Genomic DNA, 20,146 nt, shown 5'->3' on the forward strand with positions numbered 1-20,146 from the left:
GCGATCGCTACTATCCAGCTGAGCTACGTGGGCTTATGTCAATATTCAAATTTGTGTGCTCTTAGGCGGGAGAACTTACTTCCGCTTAGGAGTACATGATACAGCTTTTTAGCTGTTGCGTTGCATCACTGTGAGTCCCTCGCAGTCCCTGATATTACGCGATTTTTGGGGAACCGCTTGTTGATCGCTGCCGACTGCTGTTAGGGGATACTCTTTCGAATTTCACGGTTTGTTGGCATGATTGTTGGCAATACCTGCTACGCCATAACGAGTTGACCGTGGTTTTTAACCCACGGTCAACTATTGCACAGCAATCTCCTGGGCAGACGCGCTTCCCGGCGATCTCGTATTTTACCCGGATGACACCCATGTGGGGATCGTCGCCGGTTGGGATGAAAACGGAAATATCCTCATCGTCCATTGTGCCAGCAGCTATAACAATGTGGTCATTACTGGGATAGAGGGATTTACTTCCATCGCCCGACCGCAGTATTACGCCCAATAGCAATAAAAACTCGCGGTGCAACGCGAAAAACATTGAAATCGCATTGCACCGTGAGATGCTTTTATTCAATAAGAATTCCTGGTTGATTATGCAGAGAATGGCATCATCTGTATGGTAATGACCATCATTAGTGTGATGGGGTTGGTGCTTTTGTTCCTTTTGAAAGGAGAAAAAAGGCAGAAGCCTGTGTTTTACTTCATGGCGGTATGGGGCATGGTCATCGCATGGATGACGGCGAATAGTTATCCTACCAATTTTATCAAGGAGCAGTTGATTTCTTGGGCGTTTGGCGCTCTGGCTGTGATTGCACTGCTGGTACAGATTTGCGACAAAAGCGAAAAATCCTTTTTGACGGCGAAGGTGTTGGCAGCGGCATCTGTTGTGCTGGGAATGGCGGCTTTGATTATAGGATAATTCAAAAAACTCCGCAGGTTTTCTGCGGAGTTTTTTTACTTGGTGTTGATGCTGAAGTGATATCAAATTCACCAAAAGCAGCAACGATGTGGAGAGCGCGCTGATGCTCTATTTTGAGAAGTTGCGGGAAAAAGAGCTGAGCCGGATGAAAAATGTCGATTCGTCCCGCTAGACGTTGATTCGTCCCGTATTTGTTGACAAATTGAGAATTTTTATTAGAATAGGGTTGTAAATTTTTCATCTAACTTTTTATAACCACCGTGCGTTGTTACTAGGCCGTGTCGGATGCGGTATAATCACCAAAAAAGCATTCCAATACGAAAAATGTTGCAATTAACAGTCCCTGGAAGAACGGCAACCTAACGGAGTGCAAGATGTCCATATCAGAGCGGTGTCACCGAATCGCAATGAACTTCGTCCGTTATTTTTTCAAAATAGTTGTCACCTATCAGCGGGCTGGACCGTCTATCTATATGACCGGTCATTCGGAGACGTGATGTTTCTGTTATCACGTTCTCTGTTTCAAGGAAGGAGCAGGCCGCTGGATGTTTACACCACATGAAATCTTGGATAAGGGGTCTTTCTGCACATTGGTGATTGCCTGTCAGGAGATCATGTTCCGTACGGCCAAGAGCATTCTCCGTCAGGATGAGGATGCCGAGGATGCTGTGCAGGACGCCATCTGCACAGCCTTTGCCAGTCGGGACTCTCTGCGAGATGTTCAGCGGTTCAAGCCCTGGCTTCTGCGGATTCTCACCAACAAGTGTTATGACCTCTGCCGGAAACGGCGTCCCACCGTAGATCTGGAAGATATGGCAGACCGATTACCATCGGAGAGTCAGGACCACGATCGGCGGATGACGCTGTGGCAGGCGGTACTGTCCTTGCCGGAAGACCTGCGAGTGCCTGTTACCTTGTTTTATTACGAGGACCTTTCCGTGCGTGAGATCGGACAGGTGCTGGGGATCAGTGAAGCGGCGGTGAAAACGCGCCTGTCCCGTGGACGGGGGCGGCTGCGCCTTCTGCTGGAAGAAAAATGAGGTGAGAAATGAATCAGTTTGATGAAATTTTGAAAAAAAGAGCGAGGGAGGAACCCTTCCCCCTGCCGCAGGGTTATGCCGGGCGGGTCTTGCAGACTTGCGCTGCCTTGGAGGAGCCAAAACCTCGGAAGCGATACCCTTTTCGGCAGGTAACCTGGGCCGCAGCGGTTCTAGCACTGATGATCGTGGTGCCCAATGTGTCTCCGGCGGCAGCAGCCGCCATGGCAGATGTACCGGTGCTGGGTGCCATCGTGCGGGTGATAACCTTCCGGAATTATGTCTATGACGACGGGTTCCACAGCGCGGACATCTCCGTGCCGGAGTTGGGGGGAGACGAAGCTGCTCAGACAGTCAATAAACAGGTGCAGGATTACACCGACCGGCTTATCAAGCAGTTTCAGGAGACCTGCGAGACCATGGAAGAGAACTACGGAGACCTGTCCGTTACCAACTCCGTGGTAACAGACAGTGATGTCTGGTTCACCCTCCGCATTGATGCGGTGGAAACCCAGGCCAGCGGCTATCAGTTCAGTCGCTTCTATCACATTGACAAAACCACAAACCAGGTGGTGAAACTGGAAGACCTGTTCCGTGAGAATTCGGATTATTCCCGTGTGCTGACCGAGGAGGTGCAGCGGCAGATGGAGGAGCAAATGGCTGCGGACTCTGGTGCCGCCTATTTTCCGGAGGAGCTGACAGAGATTGATCCGAACCAAAACTTCTATTGGAATGAGCAGGGTGAACTGGTGCTGGTGTTCGATGAATACACCGCGGCTCCTGGTTCTATGGGAATGCCCGAATTTGTCATTCCGCCGGAAATCTATGAAACATTACTAAAATGAGGTGACATTAAGATGATGAAACGGATACTCGCCTGCATGATGGCGGCGATGCTACTGCTGGCCTGCGCCGGTTGCGGCGAAAAGAAGTCCGGAGAAGCGGCTGAGGAGAAGATCCTCACCGGAACCCTGGACGAGGTAAAGGATTTTATGTTCGTGGTTTCAGACCAGAACGGAACCAGCTATGCCCTGAATTTCGAGAAGGAGCCTGAGGGCCTGTCGGACGTCGCTGTGGGTGACGTAGTGACGGTGACCTATACTGGAGAACTGTCGGAGATCGATCCCTTCACCGGGGTTGTCCTTCAAGTGGAACTGGCGGAATAATGTTGAAGAATAGGGAGTAACAAACTCCTTTCCCGCGAAAGCCTCTCTAGTAAAACGCCGAAAATCCCTGGCAATTGCAGTTCAATATCCTGCTTTTGCCAGGGATTAGTATCCGCTTTGCGGGAAGCTAGCAGTTAGCTGACAGAGTAAGTGGATAATAATGCCGTAAGGACAAGGCGAACACCGTTTGGAAGGACACCAAGAAAGCAGAGGACAGAACACTGCCGTATACCATCACCAAGGCCGCCGCTCCGGTGCTGGACGATATTTCTGTCAGGCAGAAGTACACCTTGTCCACCCAGCAGAGCAAAGACATCGGCCGCGCGTTTTCCCGACCGTCCCGCCGGAGAAATACTGAGTCGACGGGCAGCTTTTTCGCATGTCTTGCCAAACATCCGCATACCCTCTACTAAAACAGCTTAGGGGAGGATATGCGGATGTTTTTGCATTTTCATCGCGGGAGGAAACGGGGCAAGCGGGAGATCGTGAAGCCGTGTTTTTTCGTCCTGCGGCGCAGGACGCTGACGTTCGGCGCGGCGCTGCTGATGGCGGTGGCAATCTTCGGCGCGGTGAACGCACCGGCCGCTGTGCGGGCGTCCGCCGCAACGCGGCAGCTGCCTATTTACTGCGTTGAGCGTGACCAGAAAGTTTGCAGCATCTCGTTCGATGCTGCGTGGGGCGCGGACAACACACAGCGCATTGCGAACAAAACGCGAGAGGCGATCATTGTTGCTAAAGCGGATAATTTAGCAGCTGCTTGTGTTCATCTGTACGAAGCAAATCGGCAATAAAGGCTGCTGCGTCGGCTGTAGAAGAGTTGTGCTGCAAATCGAAAGCAGAACAAGAAAATGAACAAGGCGGGCAGGTCAACGACCTGCCCGCCTGTGCTTTGCCCATTTTGCGGTTACTACGGTTATACCAGTGCGGAAAGACCACTGTCAGCAAGGAAGTTCTTTGCTGCCTCGCGAGAAGCATTGATTTCTTCTTCATTGACGCGGTTCAGCTCAGTGGCACTGTTGCTTTGGAGAACAAGCTGTACCTTGCACATGCTATACAGCAGCCCAACCAGCAGCGCGGTGTTTTCCGTCAACTTTTTCTCAGCGTCAGAATAGTCATTCCAATCAGTCTTTCCGCTGAGAACCACCAAATCGCCGAGTTTCTCCAAATGGCGGCGGTAGATTTTATCAACAGTCTGAAGAGCATCCTCAAATCTGCTTTCTGCATCGCTCAGAGTTCGCATGTAACGGCAAATCTTACGGACTTCAGTCTCTTCTTTTTTCGCCTGTTTGAACGCTTCATCCGCCTTGTTAGAGAGCTTGCTTCCGGTCACATTGAAGATGACACCGCCGACTAAGATGCCAACGCCGAGTGTTGCGGCACCGAGAATGGTCGTGCCGAGCGCTATACCACCGCCACCGGCGGCAATCGCACCGCCGCCAAGAGCAGCCAGCGTTGCGTTGGTGGCTGCCACTCCGCTCAGGGATGCGATGGCCGTCCCGGTCGAAGCAGTTCCAAGCGCCATAACGGCTGCTGTAGTTGCACCGGCCGCTGCAAAGCCGCCTGCTGTGCCAACTGCCGCGCCGCCGAGTCCTCCCAGCAGAACGCCTGCGCCGACCGAGACCTGCTTCAGCTCTTCTGCATTATAGGCAGGAATGCTGACATTCTCTTTTTCATAAGGCTTAAATTCCGGACGGTTGTGGATCTGCTCAAAAATGTTGGAGAATTTCTGAAAACTGTCCAGAATTTCAAGCTCCTTTTTCCCCAAGCGATCCATATCGGCAGTGGTTTTCTTGTTCTGCGTTTCGAAACCAGTAATGGACTCTCTATGCTTGCTTTCGGCCCATTTCATCGTATCGTTGGCTTCCTTCATCTTTACACCGCCGTGAACGGCACTTCCGATTCCAACAGCACCGGCGATGGCGGCAGCTCCGCCTAAAATCAAGGGTAACGGCATAATTGATTCCTCCTAAGTACGTTTTGTTTTAAGCTTACTGCATACTTGCAGGTTTGCACGATAGAATTCTTCGCGAGTCATAGAATCTTTGAAAAAGTAATCGTAGCTTTCATCGATCCGACACAAGAGAGGTCGGGATGGATAGATGCTGCACAGGTTTCCAACGAGATATCTGCACACCCCGTCGCCTCGATCCAGCTCACTATATAATTCAGATAGTTGTAAATTGCGGCAGCACTCGCCGCACTGGTCACACGGAAACATTATTGAAACACCAAGTGCGCGCTGTTATCGTGCATGAATGAGTCGAAGTTCTCAAAACCTTCCCATGGTAAGGGCAAATTTCTTGCAATAAACGCTTGACGTAATACAGAATTTAACTCTGCCGCAGTCAGAACTCCGTCGAGTTTTGCGGCAATTTCCTTAAATGCCTGGGTTTCCTTTTCAAATTGCTCCAAGTCAATCTGCATGAGTTGAGCTGCGTACTGCTCGAAATAAGCAGCCTGTCTCCGGTAATAATTCAGCTCTGTCTCTAATGTGTGGATATTGTTGAGCTGCTGTACCAGCTGATTTGTTATCTTGCTTCTGTCTAAATACATCAGCAGCGTACAGCTCATGATACCGGTTACAAATGCGCCACAGAAACTCTGTACAATTTCTCCTGTTTTTCCAAGGACTCCAAGCGGAGTACGTGCAACAGCATCGCTGACCAGTACACCGACTGTCACACTTGCACCAATGGAAAGGACTTTCACAACAGCTCTCATTCTATCGCCAAATTCATATATATACCCCTGTCCAATTTTTCAGCAAATCCGACATCCACAAGATCATTTAATATCTGTGATCCTCGTGCATAGGAGTAACCCAAAAAGTTTGCAAGATCTTTGGTCCTGAACGGAATATCCAGACCAAAGTTAAAATATGCGTCAACCCACTGTAAAAACGTGTTATCCCGCAGTGTATCTCTCATTACCCGATACAATTCATTGCACATGAGGAAATGCTTTCCGTACATAGTGTAAAGACGCTGCTCAACAGGAGAGAATTCTGCAGTCATCTGTTCAAGACAATCACAGATAAACTGTGCCATGCTCTCAATTACTGGAATAGTGACAGAGTTACCGAACTGTTTATATTTCTGCACATCCGCAACAGAATCAGGAAAAGAAAAACCTTCAGAGCCGTCTTCGTTGAGGAATGCATAATTGATGAATCCTTGTAGTTTTCCCCATTCTGAAGGTGTCATTGTACGGATATACTTGCTATTAATTGGGGAATATTTCCCTTTTACTTCTATTCCGGCGTATTTTTCTCCGTTAGCAGGATCATAAACAAGATTCCTCTCACGGCCGCTACCTCCGGTCGCAAGTAACGCGCTGGAAACTGGATGTTCAATGGAGGGATCATTTACAACTTTCATACCGAACCCGTATCCACGGCTATTCTGGCGCACCTTATGGCGTTCCAACGTTTCAAGATATCCTGCAGATAGAAAATAACGGGGAGGAACTTCGCCCTTTTCCAGTACGTCTCTAAGGTCTGCATACAAAGGATTACCTTTTCGGGCCTTTGGAAGGGCATTTGGTATCTTTTCCAGATGACTTCCGAAATAGCGTCTGTTGAATGCAATAATGTATACTCGAGGCCGGTTTTGAGGCATTCCGAAATCCTTGGAATTGCGAACAAAATCACTCGGATTGTAATCCAATTCACCTGTAGAATTCGTTGTTACGCCGATTACCTTGTAATTCAGTTCCCTCTCCAACGTGTTAATTAGTGCTTACTGAACAGTGGGAAAAAGCTCGGAAACCATTGAAAATACTAGGAAAAACAGGGATAATGCGGTAAAATATCTGCAAAGGGATTCAGAAGTTTGAAAGAAAAAGTTTGCAGGTGATGAAGATGTATCGGCACGAAGATTATGACCAGCTTAAGATGGAGATGCCCTTTGGGGTCACATTGCGTGAGGATAACCGGTGGGTAATCCTCAGCAAGAAGTTCCCTTGGAAAGAGATTGACCGGGAGTATCAGGAACATTTCATGAGCAGTGAGGGCCAAGTGGCCATTCCATCTCGTCTGGCCTTCGGGGCACTGTACATCCAGGCCGAGGAAGGCTACACAGATGAACAGACCAGACGAAATATCCAGGAGAACCCGTATCTGCAGTACTTCTGCGGATTTGAGTGCTACACCATGGACTCGCCCTTCGACGCATCCATGATGACACATTTCAGGAAGCGTATTTCTCCTGAGATGATTCAACGGATCAACGATCTGGTTTTTGCGCCAGAAGCAGTTGCCAGCATGGATAACCCCGAGGAAGATGATTCCGTAAATCAGGAAGACAGTGAGGACACTCTCCCGGCACAGCCGACAGAAGAATCTGAGAACCGTGGAACGCTGATTCTTGACGCGACCTGCTGTCCGGCAGATATTCATTATCCGACGGATGTCGGGCTGCTGAACCACGCCCGGGAGCTGGTAGAAAAGATGATCGATTTGCTGTATCCTTCCGCCCGTGATCTGTACCCCGAGAAGCCCCGGACCTATCGCCAGCAGGCTCGGGAAAGATATTTGGCATACACCAAGAAGCGCACCCATACTGTACGAGAAACGCGGATGGTTCTCCGCGGGAATTTGCAATATATCCAGAGGGATATCGGCTACATCGAGAAGATGGTGGCCCACGGCGTGTCCTTATCGCTGTTGGGGGATGACCTTTACAGGAAGCTGTTGGTGATCCAGGAACTCTGCCGCCAACAGTGGGACATGTATGTGCGGAAGAGTCATCAGATAGAAGACCGCATCGTCAGCATCGATCAGCCGCACGTTCGCCCTATTGTGCGCGGTAAAGCGGGATGTCCTACTGAGTTTGGTGCCAAAGTCATAGTAGGTCTTGTGGGTGGTTACGCTTTCCTGATGAAGGCTGACTGGAACAACTACTCTGAGAGCAGAAGTCTGCAGCAGGTCGTTGAGGAATATAAGGAGACCTTTGGCTTCTATCCAAAGACGATTCTGGCAGACCGGGCTTATCCCGGCAGAGAAAATCGGCTTTGGTGCACCTCGCTGGGGATCCGTCTTTCAGGTCCCAGGCTGGGACGGAAGTCGGCAGAGGAGAAGCAGGCAGAAAGCAAACAGATCTACCAGGATGGCTGCGACCGCGTCGTGATTGAGGGTGAGTTTGGTGTCGTCAAGCGCCGATATAGCTTGGACCGGGTCATGACTCGTTTGCCCGACACTTCCATGACCTCAATTGCGATGGGCTTCTTTGCCGCAAATATGGAGCGCAAACTACGTCTCCTTTTTGCGCCTGACTGCGGTTGGGCTCTGGACTACGATTTTGACCTCGGCGAGCTGGTCATTTTTCCGAGATTTCCAAATGTTCCAGCCATTCAGTAGACCCTAATTATCGTTCTGAATGTACTTCCTTTTTCGTGTCGAACCAAATTTTCAACATTTTCAAGAAACACAAACTTTGGCTGTGTTCTTTGTATCATTTCCGCGATATCAAAGAAAATTGTTCCTTTGGTTTTATCGCGGAAGCCGAGTTGAAGGCCCACTTTACTAAATGCCTGGCACGGAAATCCTGCCAGAATAGCATCATATTTTGTTTCAGCAAGCCTGTCTTTAAATTCTGTCGATGTCAGATCATTACGTGGATCATCATGGAAAATGTGCTCATATGTCTGACATGCCAGCTCATCTATTTCTGCTGACAGAACATTTTTAAATTGTCCTGTCAATTCAAAACCTCTGCGTATACCACCTATTCCGGCACAGAGATCAACGGTCTTATATTTCATCTGTAACTCCTTGCAACATTGACTCAGGGACCATTCCGCTAAGGTCAACAGTATATGATATTTTTGTTATACCCGCAGGCATAGTGCCCCCAACAAACGATGCGGGAGTAATGCGTGGAAAAGAATCATCCACAGTGTACTTCAACATGCTGTGAAGTAAAAAAGTGCGTTTTCTGGAACTCATTCCGATTTCAAAACCTTTAGAGGCCAGTTTTTCATTCAGAACGGAAATATTGTAGCCGATTGCCCCAAACCAGTCGACAATACTGTCAATTGACTCTCCGGTTTGGACGGTGGGCTCAAACTGACAAAACACCAGATTTAATGATTTACCCGGAGGGTCAAGCTGAAACTGACTACTTATTGTCACTTCGCGCTTATCACGTACGGTAGAAGACTTAACTTCCACAAATCGATCTACCAATTCGATGTCATAGGATGCACCTGTCGGCCCGTTCCATTCAGGTTCCTCTCCGAGTTCAAACAGTCGGCGCAGAACGCACAGTTCACCCAGTATGTCGTATATACGCTCATCGATGTTTCTGTTTCCGAGCAGTTCCTTCCACTCTTTCCACCAAGCAACGGGAGAAGACTCTATCTCCTGGCGCCTTTCTCCGTTGTGCCCCGGGTCTACCAATGCCTCACAAAGTGTTGCAAAAGGAACTGCAATATCGGGTGCGCCAGTCTGCAGAACAATTGCAGAGACAGGTGTTTGTCCGCGAATAGGGATCGAAGTACTGTATAATTTGGCGTTGGCGAAGGTCTCATTGATGATTTCAGGGCCGCTGTAAGGAATAGCCACCCCGTAACTGTCCTCATATTTAATTGTCCAGGCAGGATATCCGGACTCTTTCAGAATGGGAATATCCTGGGCATATCCGACAATATCTGTTTTCCAGTTATTGCGAATTAATTCATTCATTGTCATCATCTTTTGTCCCCTTTGCCGTCACTTCATCAAACAAACGCCGAGCATATTCCTTTTCACCGCCTTCAGTCAGAGCCGGTTCAACAGTTACACATTTAGCCAGATTCATCTTGGCAGCAGCTCTGAAGGTGCTGTCTTTCTGCTCCGGAAGCAACGAATATGCATAAAGCATATAGCGGAACAGCTCGGGCCGATATCCGCGACCAGGTCTTTCAATAAAATGACTTATAATGTTGGTTCCGTTGTTTTTCAGAACCGCATATGTAGTCTCTGAATCTCCCTGCCATCCCAGATGAATATACCACCATAGTGTTTTCAGCCAGATTCTTCTGGTATGTGAATAGAAACGCTTTTTCTTAATTCGCATACTGTCTTTTTCGGTTCGAACAGCAATAGAGTATGATAATCCGGGCAGGGACTCCTGCAGTATCTGTATGTCATCCGGGATATTAGGATATCGGATGAACGTGATATCCGGCATCACACGTACAGAAACATAACGCCAGATATCATCGTCATTGGCCTGAATAATTGTAAACCCCTTCGCGGGATTTAGTAATTCGTACAGCTTTATCCCCACAGTCAAATCAAGATTATAGTTCACATGATATGCGCTTTCTCTGAGCGTATTATCAAAGGTCTGTATCAGCGCTTCTCGAATAGGTATGTAGAATTCGCTGTATTCTGTGTGGGGAACATCGTATCTTGCCCAGTGGCGAATCTGATCCTGAAACTCTACATCACTCATATTGTCCAGAGCATCGACAACGGTTCTGGCTTCAGCAAAAGACATTTTATATTTTCCGAAATCAGCCATTATCAGTCGCCTCCAGTTTCTTGCGGATATTTATTTGAAGGCTCTTTAAGAGCGCCTCTGGTGTTTCAAAATGTAGTTCTTCCTCACACTCTTCAATAAACTGATGAAGGATGCTGCAAATAGAGTTTGGCGACAACCCGATATCTTGCTGCGTTGCCCGGAGGTCATCCTCGCTCAGTCGCGTAAACATCAGCATATAGGTCTGGGCAAGGATATCTATTAGCAAATCCAGATTTTTGATCGTGCTCTCATCTCCGCTTGTGGACGGTGCGGGACAGCAACTATAATATGGATTCAGATATAGGCATACATTATCCCGAGTAAACAAGTCAGAAACCTTAGGATCTTCCCACTGAGAGAATTCAACCCACCATAGCGGTTCTTTTTCAGACTTGAATTCTTCAATTGGGAATTCCATATAAATGCTACTGAAATCCAGGACGACAGTTTCCAATTCACCAACTGAAACTCCCGCCTCATTCATGAGACTATCTTCATTTGGTAGGATTTCTGCAGCAGATTTTTTGATATATAAGTTCAAACTTAGTTCCAAATCACCCAATATCGTTCCCGGGTCGAAAGAGAATTCAAACTTGCAGCTTCGTCCCTGTGGCAATGTCACATCATTAACAGGTAATATAATACCAGTTTGTGTAAGTGCTTTATTGGTCCATGTAATGCAAATACCAAGCTCGGCACCCTGGCATGCAATTCCATCCTTTCCATACAGAAACTGAGGGTAAGCAATTCTAACGTTCTTATTTATTCTAATTCCTTCAGTTTCTATCTTCCAAATTTCCAGAGGATCGGAAAGCTTCAGCGTAGAAGACCCTTTTTGACGAAGGCCATGATACTCACCCTGATACTCATAAGAGAAAATATACTTGTCCGAAGAGTACCCGCATGCTTCTTTGAGTTCGGGAGTTAATTTGGGGTAAAAATATAGATCTTGCATATCATACTCCTTTACTCAACCTTGAAATTAAAGCGGTATTTTTTATCAACGGCATTTACAACGAGACGTCCCGTAAGCCCAAGATTGAAGACTTTTGAATCTATTTTGATTGTTGCGGCAGATAAAGAGCCTTCAACATATTGCATAGACAGATCAAATTCTTCCATGCCGACAACAGGATTATCGGCATCACAAATAAGCTCAATGGGTCGTGGTTCAACAATAACGCCAGATGTCATAGATAATGCACAACACTCTCGAATTACTGCAGGAAACGGCGTTCCGATTTCTTCCTGCCAGGATTCGGGATCAATCCATCCGCCTTCTGAGGCGACGATGATAGATACTTTTGCTGACTTGCAAGAATGCAGCATTTTTAATGAAAAGTCTATTGTCAGCAGGTTCCCTCGGACTGCCTGTGAAGTTATTTCAAACAAAATGTTGCTGACTTTCCCACCGCCACCGCCACCAGAACCACCGTTTCCACCGCTTGTTCTCTTTCCATAACCTACACGAGGAAGAAGATTTTTGCCCAGACGGTTAGATAGTTTACTAGCAGTAGCATTTACAGGCGTAGCTGCTGCTTTATTAATCTTATTATTTATCTGATTTACGACATTCTTCTGTATACGTGAAACTATCTGCATCTTCACCGGATCATTCCACTCCATATGATCGGATGCCTCACAGTCACGCAGGTATTGTCCGAAGGATACCCCGGCATATTCGGCAACTGTCAAATCAGATTTGAGCTTTTTAGCGGTATTCGGCACGTAAAAGGCAAAGATAAATTCTTCTGGGCTTTCAGGAGTAGTCAATCCTTTAACCCAAGGACCTGTAAGCGAATAATCAATCACCATCCCCAAATCACGGGTGTACATCACTACAGGCTCGTTTAGCCCTCCGTCCGCCTCATAATGCCCGAAGTAATCATACGGACTCAGAAGATTCTGATTACCGTTTAATTCTGATCTGCTAATTTTCACCACGGCAACATATCCTGATGTCATGGAACCCTCAAAATATTTTTGAATATTAACAGGAAGACATTCTATTTGAGGATATACCGGGCTGACATAGTCTTTCCCGTGTACCTTGGCAAGTGCGGTTGTATATAGTTCCTGTGCAAGATTAAATACCGGCAAAAGACTCTGCTTTTGAATCGGCACCTTGTTGACGGTAACCAATAACCATTTCTTATCCGAAAACTTATTGATTTCCCGGTTGTGAATTTTGGGCGCATACCACCGCTGGATCGAAAGCTTGAGATAGTCTGCCAGATTAGAAAGCCATACCGTTTTCAGATGATCTTTCACATCGTCTTTGATTTCCGCCTCCGGAGGGATTATCTGATTCAGCAGATCCGCAGAATTGATATACGGAATAATTACTGATGTCCCCGTCTCCGTGCCCTTAAAGGGAGCAAGTCCGAAAACTTCCAATAACGGAATAATAAATTCCTCATCAGTTAGCGGGAGCAGGTCTTCGCCTTCGCGAAGGCCCCACCATGCCTTCCCAGCAGAGGAAGGCTCAATATGGTTCAGGATTGTAGCGTCCGTACCGTCCGGATTCTTTTTGTTTTCATCTTCGACCAGAGTAATAATCAATCTGGATTCAAATCCGTACTCTTTTTGAATGCGAGAATAAAAAATAACGATTCCGATTCCGACACGGTAGTAAACACTTTTACCTAGCCCGTGATTACCGCCTGCAGTAACCTGGGTCTGTTTTTTTCCGGTATCATAAATAAGCTTGAAAAAGTTGCCGTGATCATCTTTCTTGATTTCGCTTTTACGGATTTCGCCGGTGAGCCCACTGGTACATGTATCCCTAATTTCGATATATTCCGCTGTTGATAAAGGATACCGAGCGTTCAAATGGTCTTCAATGTCTGTCAGATAAGCATCAGATCCACCGGATTCTGGAAATCCTCATCATCCTCACGGACCTCCATGGCATTGATGAATTCGATGAGCGTGGCAAAGTTTTGCTCCTCCTTCGGTGCCTCATAATGGATGTAGCCGATGAGGGCACAGTAGAGAAGGGTCTCTGCCTTGTCCCAGAACGGATCCCCACCCTTGCCGTCACCCTTGGTATTTGCCATGAGTGTGGTTGTCAGCTTCAGGATATCCTTCTCGCTGTGGATATAGGTGAAGGGATTGTAGTGCATGGACTTATTTGAACCGGTCATTCGTAAAAAGCACCTTGGGAACCCGGTAGAAGGCAAACTGTTCTGCCTGGGCTCCGTAGAAATAATCAAACACTCATAGTCACCACCTGCTTTCAGGAGAATTTATCGCGCTTCAGAGGCTTTTTGCGAAACACATCCTTATCCTTGCCGTAGGGACATCTGGTGAACTGGCACCGGCGATACTTGAAATCCGGGCGATAGTAGAGGCAGTGAGCGCAGCTTCCGGGTTTATGCTCTGATTCACTCCCGGGATTTTCTCTCTTCGCAGCCTTTGCCAACTTCTCATATCTGCGGAAGGCTTCATCCTTCTTACTCATTTGCTGCACCTGCTTCCTTTGTGCGGTTAGCCCGGCTTGCTCTGAGCCATGCGTCCAGTTCCTTGTAGCAGACAGCGCTGACACAGGGATGGCCTTTGGCGTAACAGCAGCCCTCACATTTCTTTTCCTGCTCGGTCTTTACGGCCTCAGCCAGGTAATAGCAGTTCTGCGTTCCAAGGACACAGCCGACCTTGCGGTTCTTCCAGAAGAAGCACTTGCGGCAGGTATCCGGCTTGTCATCATAGTATCTGATCCCATCGATCAGAATGGTTTTGCGTCTCGCTTTTTTTCTCATCACGATATCCTCCATAGTTTTGATCCGCCGCCGGGGAAGTCCGGAGACGACAAAAGCCCCGCAGTGATTTTCATCACCACGGGGCTATGTAAGATATCGTTAGTCTTTATAAATTGGAGTATCGTTCTTTTACATCAACATATGCCCATTTGCTGTATTTTGCATCGTAGGCTTCGGGCTGTGCCAGCTCCACCAGATGACCGACACACCAGCTGACAACATAGCCGTTTCCTTCAAGGTAGCCATCTTCACGCTTGTTTGCACCCAGCACCTTGGCAATGCTCTGTGCGACTGAGGGTTTCTCAGCCAATACTAATTTCATTCGCATCTGCTCCTTTCCAAAAAAATAAGCAGCCACACACCGTAGTGCATGACTGCTATGTAGTTCATTCAATTAGTTCGACAAACTGAAAGTTTCTGTCGCTTTGTAAAATTGGAATTTGTAGTTATCTATACTCATTTGGAATTTCGATATGAAATGTCTCACACAATAACTTCACATCATGCACATCATTCTCATCAAATTCGTATCCCAGATGGAACATTACTTGACTATATGGTTCAATACAGGAAACCTCTATCTCCTCAATTTTTCCTTTGCCCGAAAAAGTTTCTATCGGAAAACAATCCCCCTCATAAAGAATTTCACCTTCGCCCGTATATTCAAAACAATGCAAATCAACAATTCTGTTTTTCGCATCTTCCCATACAGTATGGTTCAATGTTGTATATTCCATCTTAATCTCATAAAAGTCATTAGCTTTCATCATCTCTATAAAGTTCTGATAATCTTTCTTTTCTACAAAAATATCAATATCGTTATGGGCTCTTGACTGATATCCAAGAAGAGCATCTACACCCCAGCCGCCATCAAGAAAGACTTTAATCTCCGCATCTATTGCAAATTGAAGAATCTGTTTTACATCTGTTATATTGACCATCTTATCATCTCCGCAAATTCAAATTTGATGAATTGATTATATCATACCAAAACTCAAAAAGATAGATAGAAGCTATGTAAAGGCAACCCGAAGATTGCCCCAGGCATCATGCCTGTTCTTGGTTATACGGGTTCGTTGTCCTCCTCATCAGCGGCGAAGTCAACATCATCGTACTCGTATTCCTCGCTGTAGCCATAATCCTCGTCATCGCCTACATAATCAGCGTCAGGGTCAGGCTTTGCCGCTTCTTTTTCCTTCTTCTTTTCCTGCACTTTCTTAAAGGCGAAGAAACCACCGCCGCCAGCAAGGGCAAGCAGAGCAAGGATAGCCGGAATCATATTGGTCTTAGGTTTCTCCACAGGCGCAGGCTCCGTGACCTCAGGCTCCGGTTCCGTCTCGGTTGGTTCTGGAGTGGTCTCAACCATAGGCTCGGTGTACTTGGCAGCTTCTTCCTCGCTCATCAGCATCAGAAGGTCGGCTTCGTCCACCTGATTCAAGAAGTGAACCGTCTCATTTCCTTCATCGTCACGGTCGATGATGATATAAAAGTAGTTGCCGTTCTTTGTGACCGCCGTAATAAACTGCTTTCCGGTTTTGTCAGGAGAGCCGACATCATCAACCAGTGTCAAATTACCATCTGGAGTGAGGGCAGATTCAATGGCATCTGCGCCGGTGTCCATATTCTGCATGAACATATTCATGAACATCGTAAGCAGCGCCATATCCATTTCGCTGTTCTGTTCGGCTTCCTCAATCAGCTCCAAATAGTCGCTGTGAACATAGCCGTTCTTTTCGGGAACCGTGATTTGATACCAGTCGCCATCAACTCCGATCACCTTTACTTCCTCGCCGGGGCGAAGCTGGTCGATGATCTCATAATCCATGCCTGCACCGGTACGCACATTCAGCCGGGAACCGTTCGTGACCACCTTGCCGGTTCCCATGCCATCGTCCTCGGTTTTCTCGGCATCATACTTCCAGTCCTCGCCATTGAAGGAGAACACCACCGTACCATCTTCATCCACAGATACGCTGTACGGTACTTCTTCCATTTCCTGCTCCGTGGTTTCCGCAGGGGCAGTTTCCACGGTTTCGGCACTGGAAGCCGCTGTCTCATCCGTATAGGCGAAAGCGGTTGTCGAAAACACGCTCATACACACCACAGCCGCCAGAAAAGCGGCACACAGTCTTTTAATCTTCATTCTGCATCTCCTCCTCGTTCATAGCGTTGATTGTTTCAGGCTTCGGAGCCATATCCGCAGCAAACATACGGAGCAACTCAGAAAGCTGGTCAGGGGTCAGGTTCGCAGCGTGAACCATCTCATGGATTTCGGAGTTTTCCTCCTCACGGTATCTGCGTTCCAGGTCTTTTACTCTGGCATCCCATTCAGCCCGTTTCTTCCGGGCTTTCTCAAGGTCTGCACCAATTCTGTCTAATTTGGCACCCAATAGAATGTCCTCCTTAATTCCGGATTCTGCCGAAGCAGTAAAAATGCTGTTGCCAGTAACTTGTTTCAATCGAAGCATAAGAGATCGGGTTTCCACAGTGAATCATCATCCCATTGCCGACATAAATACCAACGTGCGATGCACCGGAGGTATCATAAGTGCCTTGGAAGAAGATAAGGTCTCCCGGTTTTGCAGAGCTTCGGGGGATAATATCACATACACCCATCAGACCGTTTGCGGTCAATCTGCCAACGCTCCAGCCATTGCCGCAGTTATTGATGACCCACGAAACAAAACCGGAGCAGTCAAAGGAAGTGGAGGGGCTGCTTCCACCCCATACATACGGGTATCCCAGATACTTCTCCGCTTCCCGGATCATGTTGGCAAATCGGGTATCCGTCAGAGCTTCACCCGGAATGTCATAATCCAGATATGGTCCAGTCGGATTTGCATAAATATCATCCTCAAACAGATACGGTCTGTTTCCCTTCGTCTGCATCAGAAGCTCATAGCGCTCTCTCTGATCGTCCGTCATGTCAAAGTTGTTAATCACACTGGTCAGGGTATGGTTCGTTGCATTAACTGTTAAGATTCTTTTGGTTTCCGTTGTGGTAACTTCCACAGTGTTGGAACCGTTACTGTCTGCAAGGTAACATTCCCATTGTTTATGCCCATGAAACGATGCCGCAATATGGCTGTCATAATAAACATCGAACTGGACGCCGTATCGGGCAAAATTACCAGTATCTTCCACCGTGTACTCCGTGCCATTCATAATGACTTTCGTTCCCATCGGGACAAACGGATGATTGGCATCCACAGCCAGCGTGTGATTTGCTGTTGGATAAACTCCGCTTGCTGTCGGTCCACCAGACCACTGACCACAGCAAATGGAGCAGTTACAGTAACCACTGGTCGTTACTGTTCCGAGGGATTCTCCCACACGAACGGTTTTCGTCTCTGTCACGGTTTCATTGGATGTGCTGCTTCTCAGGCTGTACTGAGCATCGAATATCTGACGAAGAAAACTTTTTACCTCATTCAAGGTGTAATCTTCATACAGCACTGTCAGAAATGCCGCAAGCTGCCACGGATTATGGCCGATTTCATCTACTCTCAGGCGGACTTCATCATAATCGTCGTCAGCCTCCATCCTTCGGATTTCCGCACGCAGTTCTTCTTCCATTTCACGGTAATAGTTTTCCGCACCACGAATATCTTTGTCTTCCGCAGTATAGGAAGTACCAATAACTACCTGCGTTCCACCCTGAAACATGGCAGCAAATCTGATGTGTTCAGAATCCAGTTTCATAAAACTGCTTTTGACAATTTCAATGGGCTTATCATCACTGGCAATTCGTATTTGCTTCCGATTACTGCACATGACTTCAATAATCAAATGCAGAATTAGATCGAGTATCTCATGGTCATACGGATAATCCTGTTTCAGATAGTCCATAGAAAGCTGTTCATAAAAATACTGATAATATCGGGTAAATTCGTCAGTCTCATCGACTTCCTTTCCACAAAAACCGGAAGGAAAGAAAGGATCAGTATCACTAAAATCAATATAATTAGTATCAGTATTATTACCTTGTGCTTTTGACAGTTCTTGAATTGTGTTTTTGACAACTCCAGAATTGTCCTTTTGACAATTCAAGAATTGTCTTTCCACAGAACCGGAAATGAAATTCTTTACATAGATCAGGTTCGGTTTCCCAAGTCCCTGTCGCTTGCGTTCTATCAGACCGCATTTCTTTTCCAGCTCATCCAGCAGCTTCACCGCTTTCTTTTCAGCACAGCCTAACGCACCTTTGAGTTCTTCTATGGTGAATATGATATAGACACGGCCTTCCTCGTCCAGCCAACCGTTCCGGGCTGAGAGGTTCATGCGGTCAAGCAGAATACCGTAAAGCAGCTTGGCATCGGTTGATACATTCCAGAAGCAATCCTCGGTGAATAGCACCTTCGGAACACGGTAGAATGCGAACATCTCCGCTTGCTGCCCATAGAAATAATCATACGTCACTCATCCTCACCACCTCTTTCTGCGGGAAATACTCTTTTTTCAGAGGGGTTCTGCGGAAAGTCGTATCCTTCAGTTTATACGGACATCTGACAAAATAGCAGAAGCGGTACTTCCATCGGGGTTGATAATACTCGCAGTCTTTGCAACATTTCGGCTTGTCACGGCGATTGCGTTCATACTCATACATATCAACGCACCCCCACTTCCTTCATAATCTTCCTGGTACACCAGCCGATGCAGGGATGATCCCGCCCATAAGGACAACCTTCACATTCCGACTTCGGCTTTGGGGATACGGAGATTAAGTAGTAACAATTTTCTTCGCCCAGACAGCAGCCCGTTTTATTGTTTTTCCAAAAATGACAGTAGCGGCAGTCGTTTGGCTTGTCTGGGGAATAGACGATTTTACTCAAAAATCAAACCTCCAATCTTTCAGATTTACCCATGAATTTTGGGCATAAAAAAAGAGCGTCTATCCATCCCCGATACAGGGGCAAATAGACGCTCTATGTACATGATAGTATTCAATTTTATTTCTTATAACGGCTTAGCACTCGGAACATCCGCCTTTTGAATTAGCAAGGTTTTTAGCACGTTTTTTCGCCTAATTAGCTGGAAGCGCATTTTCATTAGCAAAAACGGCCCTTTTTCTGCTAATGATTAGCAGAAATTTTTGTCTTATCACAGCAGTTCGATTTTTTAGGGCTTGTCAAAAATCAGAATTTGAAGTAAAATTTGAAAACATTATTTCGTCTCAGCAATCACACTGGAATTTGTTAAAAAAGCCGAAAACCCTTGAAAACAAAGGCTTTCGGCGTTGTTAGCTGGCGTCCCAAAGAGGACTTGAACCTCCGACCCCACGCTTAGGAGGCGTGTGCTCTATCCAACTGAGCTATTGGGACGTATTTAATTTTTTTGTCAGCCTCCGTAATTATCGGACTCAACTCCCAACTAAGGTTTTTCCAAGGTGAGCGTTGTAACGTAACCTTAGGAGGCGGACGCTCTATCCTGCTGAGCTACAGAGACATCTATGAAATTTCCTTGATTTTACGCGGTTTTTCACGTTTCGTCCAAGGTGACGATCTATATTTCAGAGGGAAAATCCATTAGAAAAACGGTCATTTTGCTAATGGATTTTTACCCCTTGAAAGCAATTTGCTTAAAAATGTTCCTCTTCCCCGGCGTTAGAAAAACGCCGAAATCGCGACTCCATTCGAACCGGACTTCAGATTTCAAAAAATCATTTGGCCCGTGATTAACATATTCTTAGGAGGCGATCGCTACTATCCAGCTGAGCTACGTGGGCTTATGTCAATATTCAAATTTGTGTGCTCTTAGGCGG

General features: G+C 46.9%; 21 protein-coding genes, 1 tRNA gene and 2 pseudogenes. 6 read left to right on the forward strand and 18 right to left on the reverse strand.

Going from position 1 to position 20,146, the window contains the following annotated elements; all coding sequences use genetic code 11:
* The first annotated feature begins 616 nt into the window (after positions 1–616).
* Positions 617–919, forward strand: a complete 303-nt coding sequence (locus NI20_RS0107310; RefSeq protein WP_033120756.1) for a hypothetical protein — start codon at positions 617–619, stop codon at positions 917–919.
* A 1-nt stretch (position 920) separates the two neighbouring features.
* On the opposite strand, the gene NI20_RS15045 is transcribed toward NI20_RS0107310, so the two are convergent.
* Positions 921–1,160 carry a hypothetical protein gene (locus tag NI20_RS15045; RefSeq protein ID WP_156108577.1) on the reverse strand — a complete coding sequence of 80 codons (240 nt, stop codon included), beginning with the start codon at positions 1,158–1,160 and terminating at the stop codon, positions 921–923.
* A 304-nt stretch (positions 1,161–1,464) separates the two neighbouring features.
* Here NI20_RS15045 and NI20_RS0107315 point away from each other — a divergent pair, with 304 nt between their 5' ends.
* From NI20_RS0107315 to NI20_RS0107330, 4 genes are all read left to right on the forward strand, one after another.
* The gene (locus NI20_RS0107315) at positions 1,465–1,959 is read left to right on the forward strand and encodes an RNA polymerase sigma factor (RefSeq protein WP_052084501.1); all 495 of its coding nucleotides are present in this window, start codon (positions 1,465–1,467) and stop codon (positions 1,957–1,959) included.
* A gap of 8 nt (positions 1,960–1,967) precedes the next feature.
* Positions 1,968–2,801, forward strand: a complete 834-nt coding sequence (locus tag NI20_RS0107320) for an RsiV family protein (RefSeq protein WP_033120757.1) — start codon at positions 1,968–1,970, stop codon at positions 2,799–2,801.
* 12 nt (positions 2,802–2,813) lie between these two features.
* Positions 2,814–3,122 (forward strand): lipoprotein, encoded by a 309-nt coding sequence (locus NI20_RS0107325; RefSeq protein ID WP_033120758.1) that lies wholly within the window; start codon positions 2,814–2,816, stop codon positions 3,120–3,122.
* 437 nt (positions 3,123–3,559) lie between these two features.
* Complete coding sequence (locus NI20_RS0107330) at positions 3,560–3,913, forward strand: hypothetical protein (RefSeq protein WP_033120759.1); 354 nt, start codon at positions 3,560–3,562, stop codon at positions 3,911–3,913.
* Positions 3,914–4,035: 122 nt separating this feature from the next.
* On the opposite strand, the gene NI20_RS0107335 is transcribed toward NI20_RS0107330, so the two are convergent.
* The 4 genes from NI20_RS0107335 to NI20_RS14160 are packed head-to-tail and all read right to left on the reverse strand — an operon-like array spanning position 4,036 to position 6,844.
* On the reverse strand, positions 4,036–5,076 hold the full coding sequence (locus tag NI20_RS0107335; RefSeq protein ID WP_033120760.1) for a hypothetical protein: 1,041 nt from the start codon (positions 5,074–5,076) through the stop codon (positions 4,036–4,038).
* A gap of 12 nt (positions 5,077–5,088) precedes the next feature.
* The gene (locus NI20_RS14575; RefSeq protein ID WP_081958419.1) at positions 5,089–5,340 is read right to left on the reverse strand and encodes a YkgJ family cysteine cluster protein; all 252 of its coding nucleotides are present in this window, start codon (positions 5,338–5,340) and stop codon (positions 5,089–5,091) included.
* Entirely contained in the window at positions 5,340–5,831 is a 492-nt protein-coding gene (locus tag NI20_RS0107340) for a hypothetical protein (RefSeq protein WP_033120761.1), read from the reverse strand. The genes NI20_RS14575 and NI20_RS0107340 overlap by 1 nt, the downstream gene beginning before the upstream one ends.
* Before the next feature lie 8 nt (positions 5,832–5,839).
* Positions 5,840–6,844, reverse strand: coding sequence for a DNA cytosine methyltransferase (locus tag NI20_RS14160; protein WP_255358012.1), 1,005 nt, complete (start codon positions 6,842–6,844; stop codon positions 5,840–5,842).
* A 137-nt stretch (positions 6,845–6,981) separates the two neighbouring features.
* Between NI20_RS14160 and NI20_RS0107350 the strand changes: the two genes are divergently transcribed.
* Positions 6,982–8,478: an IS5 family transposase gene (locus tag NI20_RS0107350; RefSeq protein WP_197055369.1), complete on the forward strand. Its 1,497-nt coding sequence runs from the start codon at positions 6,982–6,984 to the stop codon at positions 8,476–8,478.
* Here the strand turns inward: NI20_RS0107350 and NI20_RS0107355 are convergent.
* From NI20_RS0107355 to NI20_RS0107420, 13 genes and pseudogenes are all read right to left on the reverse strand, one after another.
* The gene (locus NI20_RS0107355) at positions 8,472–8,882 is read right to left on the reverse strand and encodes a DNA cytosine methyltransferase (protein WP_052084504.1); all 411 of its coding nucleotides are present in this window, start codon (positions 8,880–8,882) and stop codon (positions 8,472–8,474) included. The genes NI20_RS0107350 and NI20_RS0107355 overlap by 7 nt on opposite strands.
* On the reverse strand, positions 8,872–9,813 hold the full coding sequence (locus tag NI20_RS14165) for a PD-(D/E)XK motif protein (protein WP_052084505.1): 942 nt from the start codon (positions 9,811–9,813) through the stop codon (positions 8,872–8,874). Before NI20_RS14165 ends, NI20_RS0107355 begins: the two co-directional genes overlap by 11 nt.
* A complete protein-coding gene (locus NI20_RS0107365) occupies positions 9,797–10,627 on the reverse strand; it encodes a DUF6339 family protein (protein WP_052084506.1) in 831 nt (276 codons plus the stop codon). Before NI20_RS0107365 ends, NI20_RS14165 begins: the two co-directional genes overlap by 17 nt.
* Positions 10,620–11,582: a hypothetical protein gene (locus NI20_RS0107370; RefSeq protein ID WP_033120762.1), complete on the reverse strand. Its 963-nt coding sequence runs from the start codon at positions 11,580–11,582 to the stop codon at positions 10,620–10,622. The genes NI20_RS0107365 and NI20_RS0107370 overlap by 8 nt, the downstream gene beginning before the upstream one ends.
* Positions 11,583–11,593: 11 nt before the next feature.
* Positions 11,594–13,459 carry a hypothetical protein gene (locus tag NI20_RS0107375; RefSeq protein WP_033120763.1) on the reverse strand — a complete coding sequence of 622 codons (1,866 nt, stop codon included), beginning with the start codon at positions 13,457–13,459 and terminating at the stop codon, positions 11,594–11,596.
* Between the two features lie 26 nt (positions 13,460–13,485).
* Positions 13,486–13,761, reverse strand: a pseudogene (locus NI20_RS0107380) (type IV secretory system conjugative DNA transfer family protein); the annotation flags it as partial.
* A 321-nt stretch (positions 13,762–14,082) separates the two neighbouring features.
* A complete protein-coding gene (locus NI20_RS0107390) occupies positions 14,083–14,385 on the reverse strand; it encodes a hypothetical protein (RefSeq protein WP_052084510.1) in 303 nt (100 codons plus the stop codon).
* 130 nt (positions 14,386–14,515) lie between these two features.
* A pseudogene (locus NI20_RS0107395) lies at positions 14,516–14,707 on the reverse strand (toprim domain-containing protein); the annotation flags it as partial.
* Positions 14,708–14,831: 124 nt separating this feature from the next.
* A complete protein-coding gene (gene lnu(C), locus NI20_RS0107400) occupies positions 14,832–15,326 on the reverse strand; it encodes a lincosamide nucleotidyltransferase Lnu(C) (protein WP_016147248.1) in 495 nt (164 codons plus the stop codon).
* A 122-nt stretch (positions 15,327–15,448) separates the two neighbouring features.
* Positions 15,449–16,528 carry a CD1107 family mobile element protein gene (locus NI20_RS0107405; protein ID WP_052084507.1) on the reverse strand — a complete coding sequence of 360 codons (1,080 nt, stop codon included), beginning with the start codon at positions 16,526–16,528 and terminating at the stop codon, positions 15,449–15,451.
* Positions 16,518–16,775: a DUF4315 family protein gene (locus NI20_RS0107410; RefSeq protein ID WP_033120766.1), complete on the reverse strand. Its 258-nt coding sequence runs from the start codon at positions 16,773–16,775 to the stop codon at positions 16,518–16,520. The genes NI20_RS0107405 and NI20_RS0107410 overlap by 11 nt, the downstream gene beginning before the upstream one ends.
* A 13-nt stretch (positions 16,776–16,788) precedes the next feature.
* Positions 16,789–18,804: a CD1108 family mobile element protein gene (locus NI20_RS14170; protein WP_052084508.1), complete on the reverse strand. Its 2,016-nt coding sequence runs from the start codon at positions 18,802–18,804 to the stop codon at positions 16,789–16,791.
* Between the two features lie 825 nt (positions 18,805–19,629).
* A tRNA-Arg gene (locus NI20_RS0107420) sits at positions 19,630–19,706 on the reverse strand.
* Between the last annotated feature and the right edge of the window lie 440 nt (positions 19,707–20,146).

The sequence above is a fragment of the Oscillibacter sp. ER4 genome (assembly GCF_000765235.1).
Classification (GTDB): Bacteria; Bacillota; Clostridia; order Oscillospirales; family Oscillospiraceae; genus Hominicoprocola; species Hominicoprocola fusiformis.

Bases quoted from the DNA above. Each gene is read 5' to 3' on its own strand.
- NI20_RS0107310 (WP_033120756.1), top strand. From the start codon at position 617: ATGGTAATGACCATCATTAGTGTGATGGGGTTGGTGCTTTTGTTCCTT.
- NI20_RS15045 (WP_156108577.1), bottom strand. From the start codon at position 1,160: ATGAAAAATTTACAACCCTATTCTAATAAAAATTCTCAATTTGTCAAC.
- NI20_RS0107315 (WP_052084501.1), top strand. From the start codon at position 1,465: ATGTTTACACCACATGAAATCTTGGATAAGGGGTCTTTCTGCACATTG.
- NI20_RS0107320 (WP_033120757.1), top strand. From the start codon at position 1,968: ATGAATCAGTTTGATGAAATTTTGAAAAAAAGAGCGAGGGAGGAACCC.
- NI20_RS0107325 (WP_033120758.1), top strand. From the start codon at position 2,814: ATGATGAAACGGATACTCGCCTGCATGATGGCGGCGATGCTACTGCTG.
- NI20_RS0107330 (WP_033120759.1), top strand. From the start codon at position 3,560: ATGTTTTTGCATTTTCATCGCGGGAGGAAACGGGGCAAGCGGGAGATC.
- NI20_RS0107335 (WP_033120760.1), bottom strand. From the start codon at position 5,076: ATGCCGTTACCCTTGATTTTAGGCGGAGCTGCCGCCATCGCCGGTGCT.
- NI20_RS14575 (WP_081958419.1), bottom strand. From the start codon at position 5,340: ATGTTTCCGTGTGACCAGTGCGGCGAGTGCTGCCGCAATTTACAACTA.
- NI20_RS0107350 (WP_197055369.1), top strand. From the start codon at position 6,982: ATGTATCGGCACGAAGATTATGACCAGCTTAAGATGGAGATGCCCTTT.
- NI20_RS0107355 (WP_052084504.1), bottom strand. From the start codon at position 8,882: ATGAAATATAAGACCGTTGATCTCTGTGCCGGAATAGGTGGTATACGC.
- NI20_RS14165 (WP_052084505.1), bottom strand. From the start codon at position 9,813: ATGATGACAATGAATGAATTAATTCGCAATAACTGGAAAACAGATATT.
- NI20_RS0107365 (WP_052084506.1), bottom strand. From the start codon at position 10,627: ATGGCTGATTTCGGAAAATATAAAATGTCTTTTGCTGAAGCCAGAACC.
- NI20_RS0107370 (WP_033120762.1), bottom strand. From the start codon at position 11,582: ATGCAAGATCTATATTTTTACCCCAAATTAACTCCCGAACTCAAAGAA.
- NI20_RS0107390 (WP_052084510.1), bottom strand. From the start codon at position 14,385: ATGAGAAAAAAAGCGAGACGCAAAACCATTCTGATCGATGGGATCAGA.
- NI20_RS0107405 (WP_052084507.1), bottom strand. From the start codon at position 16,528: ATGAAGATTAAAAGACTGTGTGCCGCTTTTCTGGCGGCTGTGGTGTGT.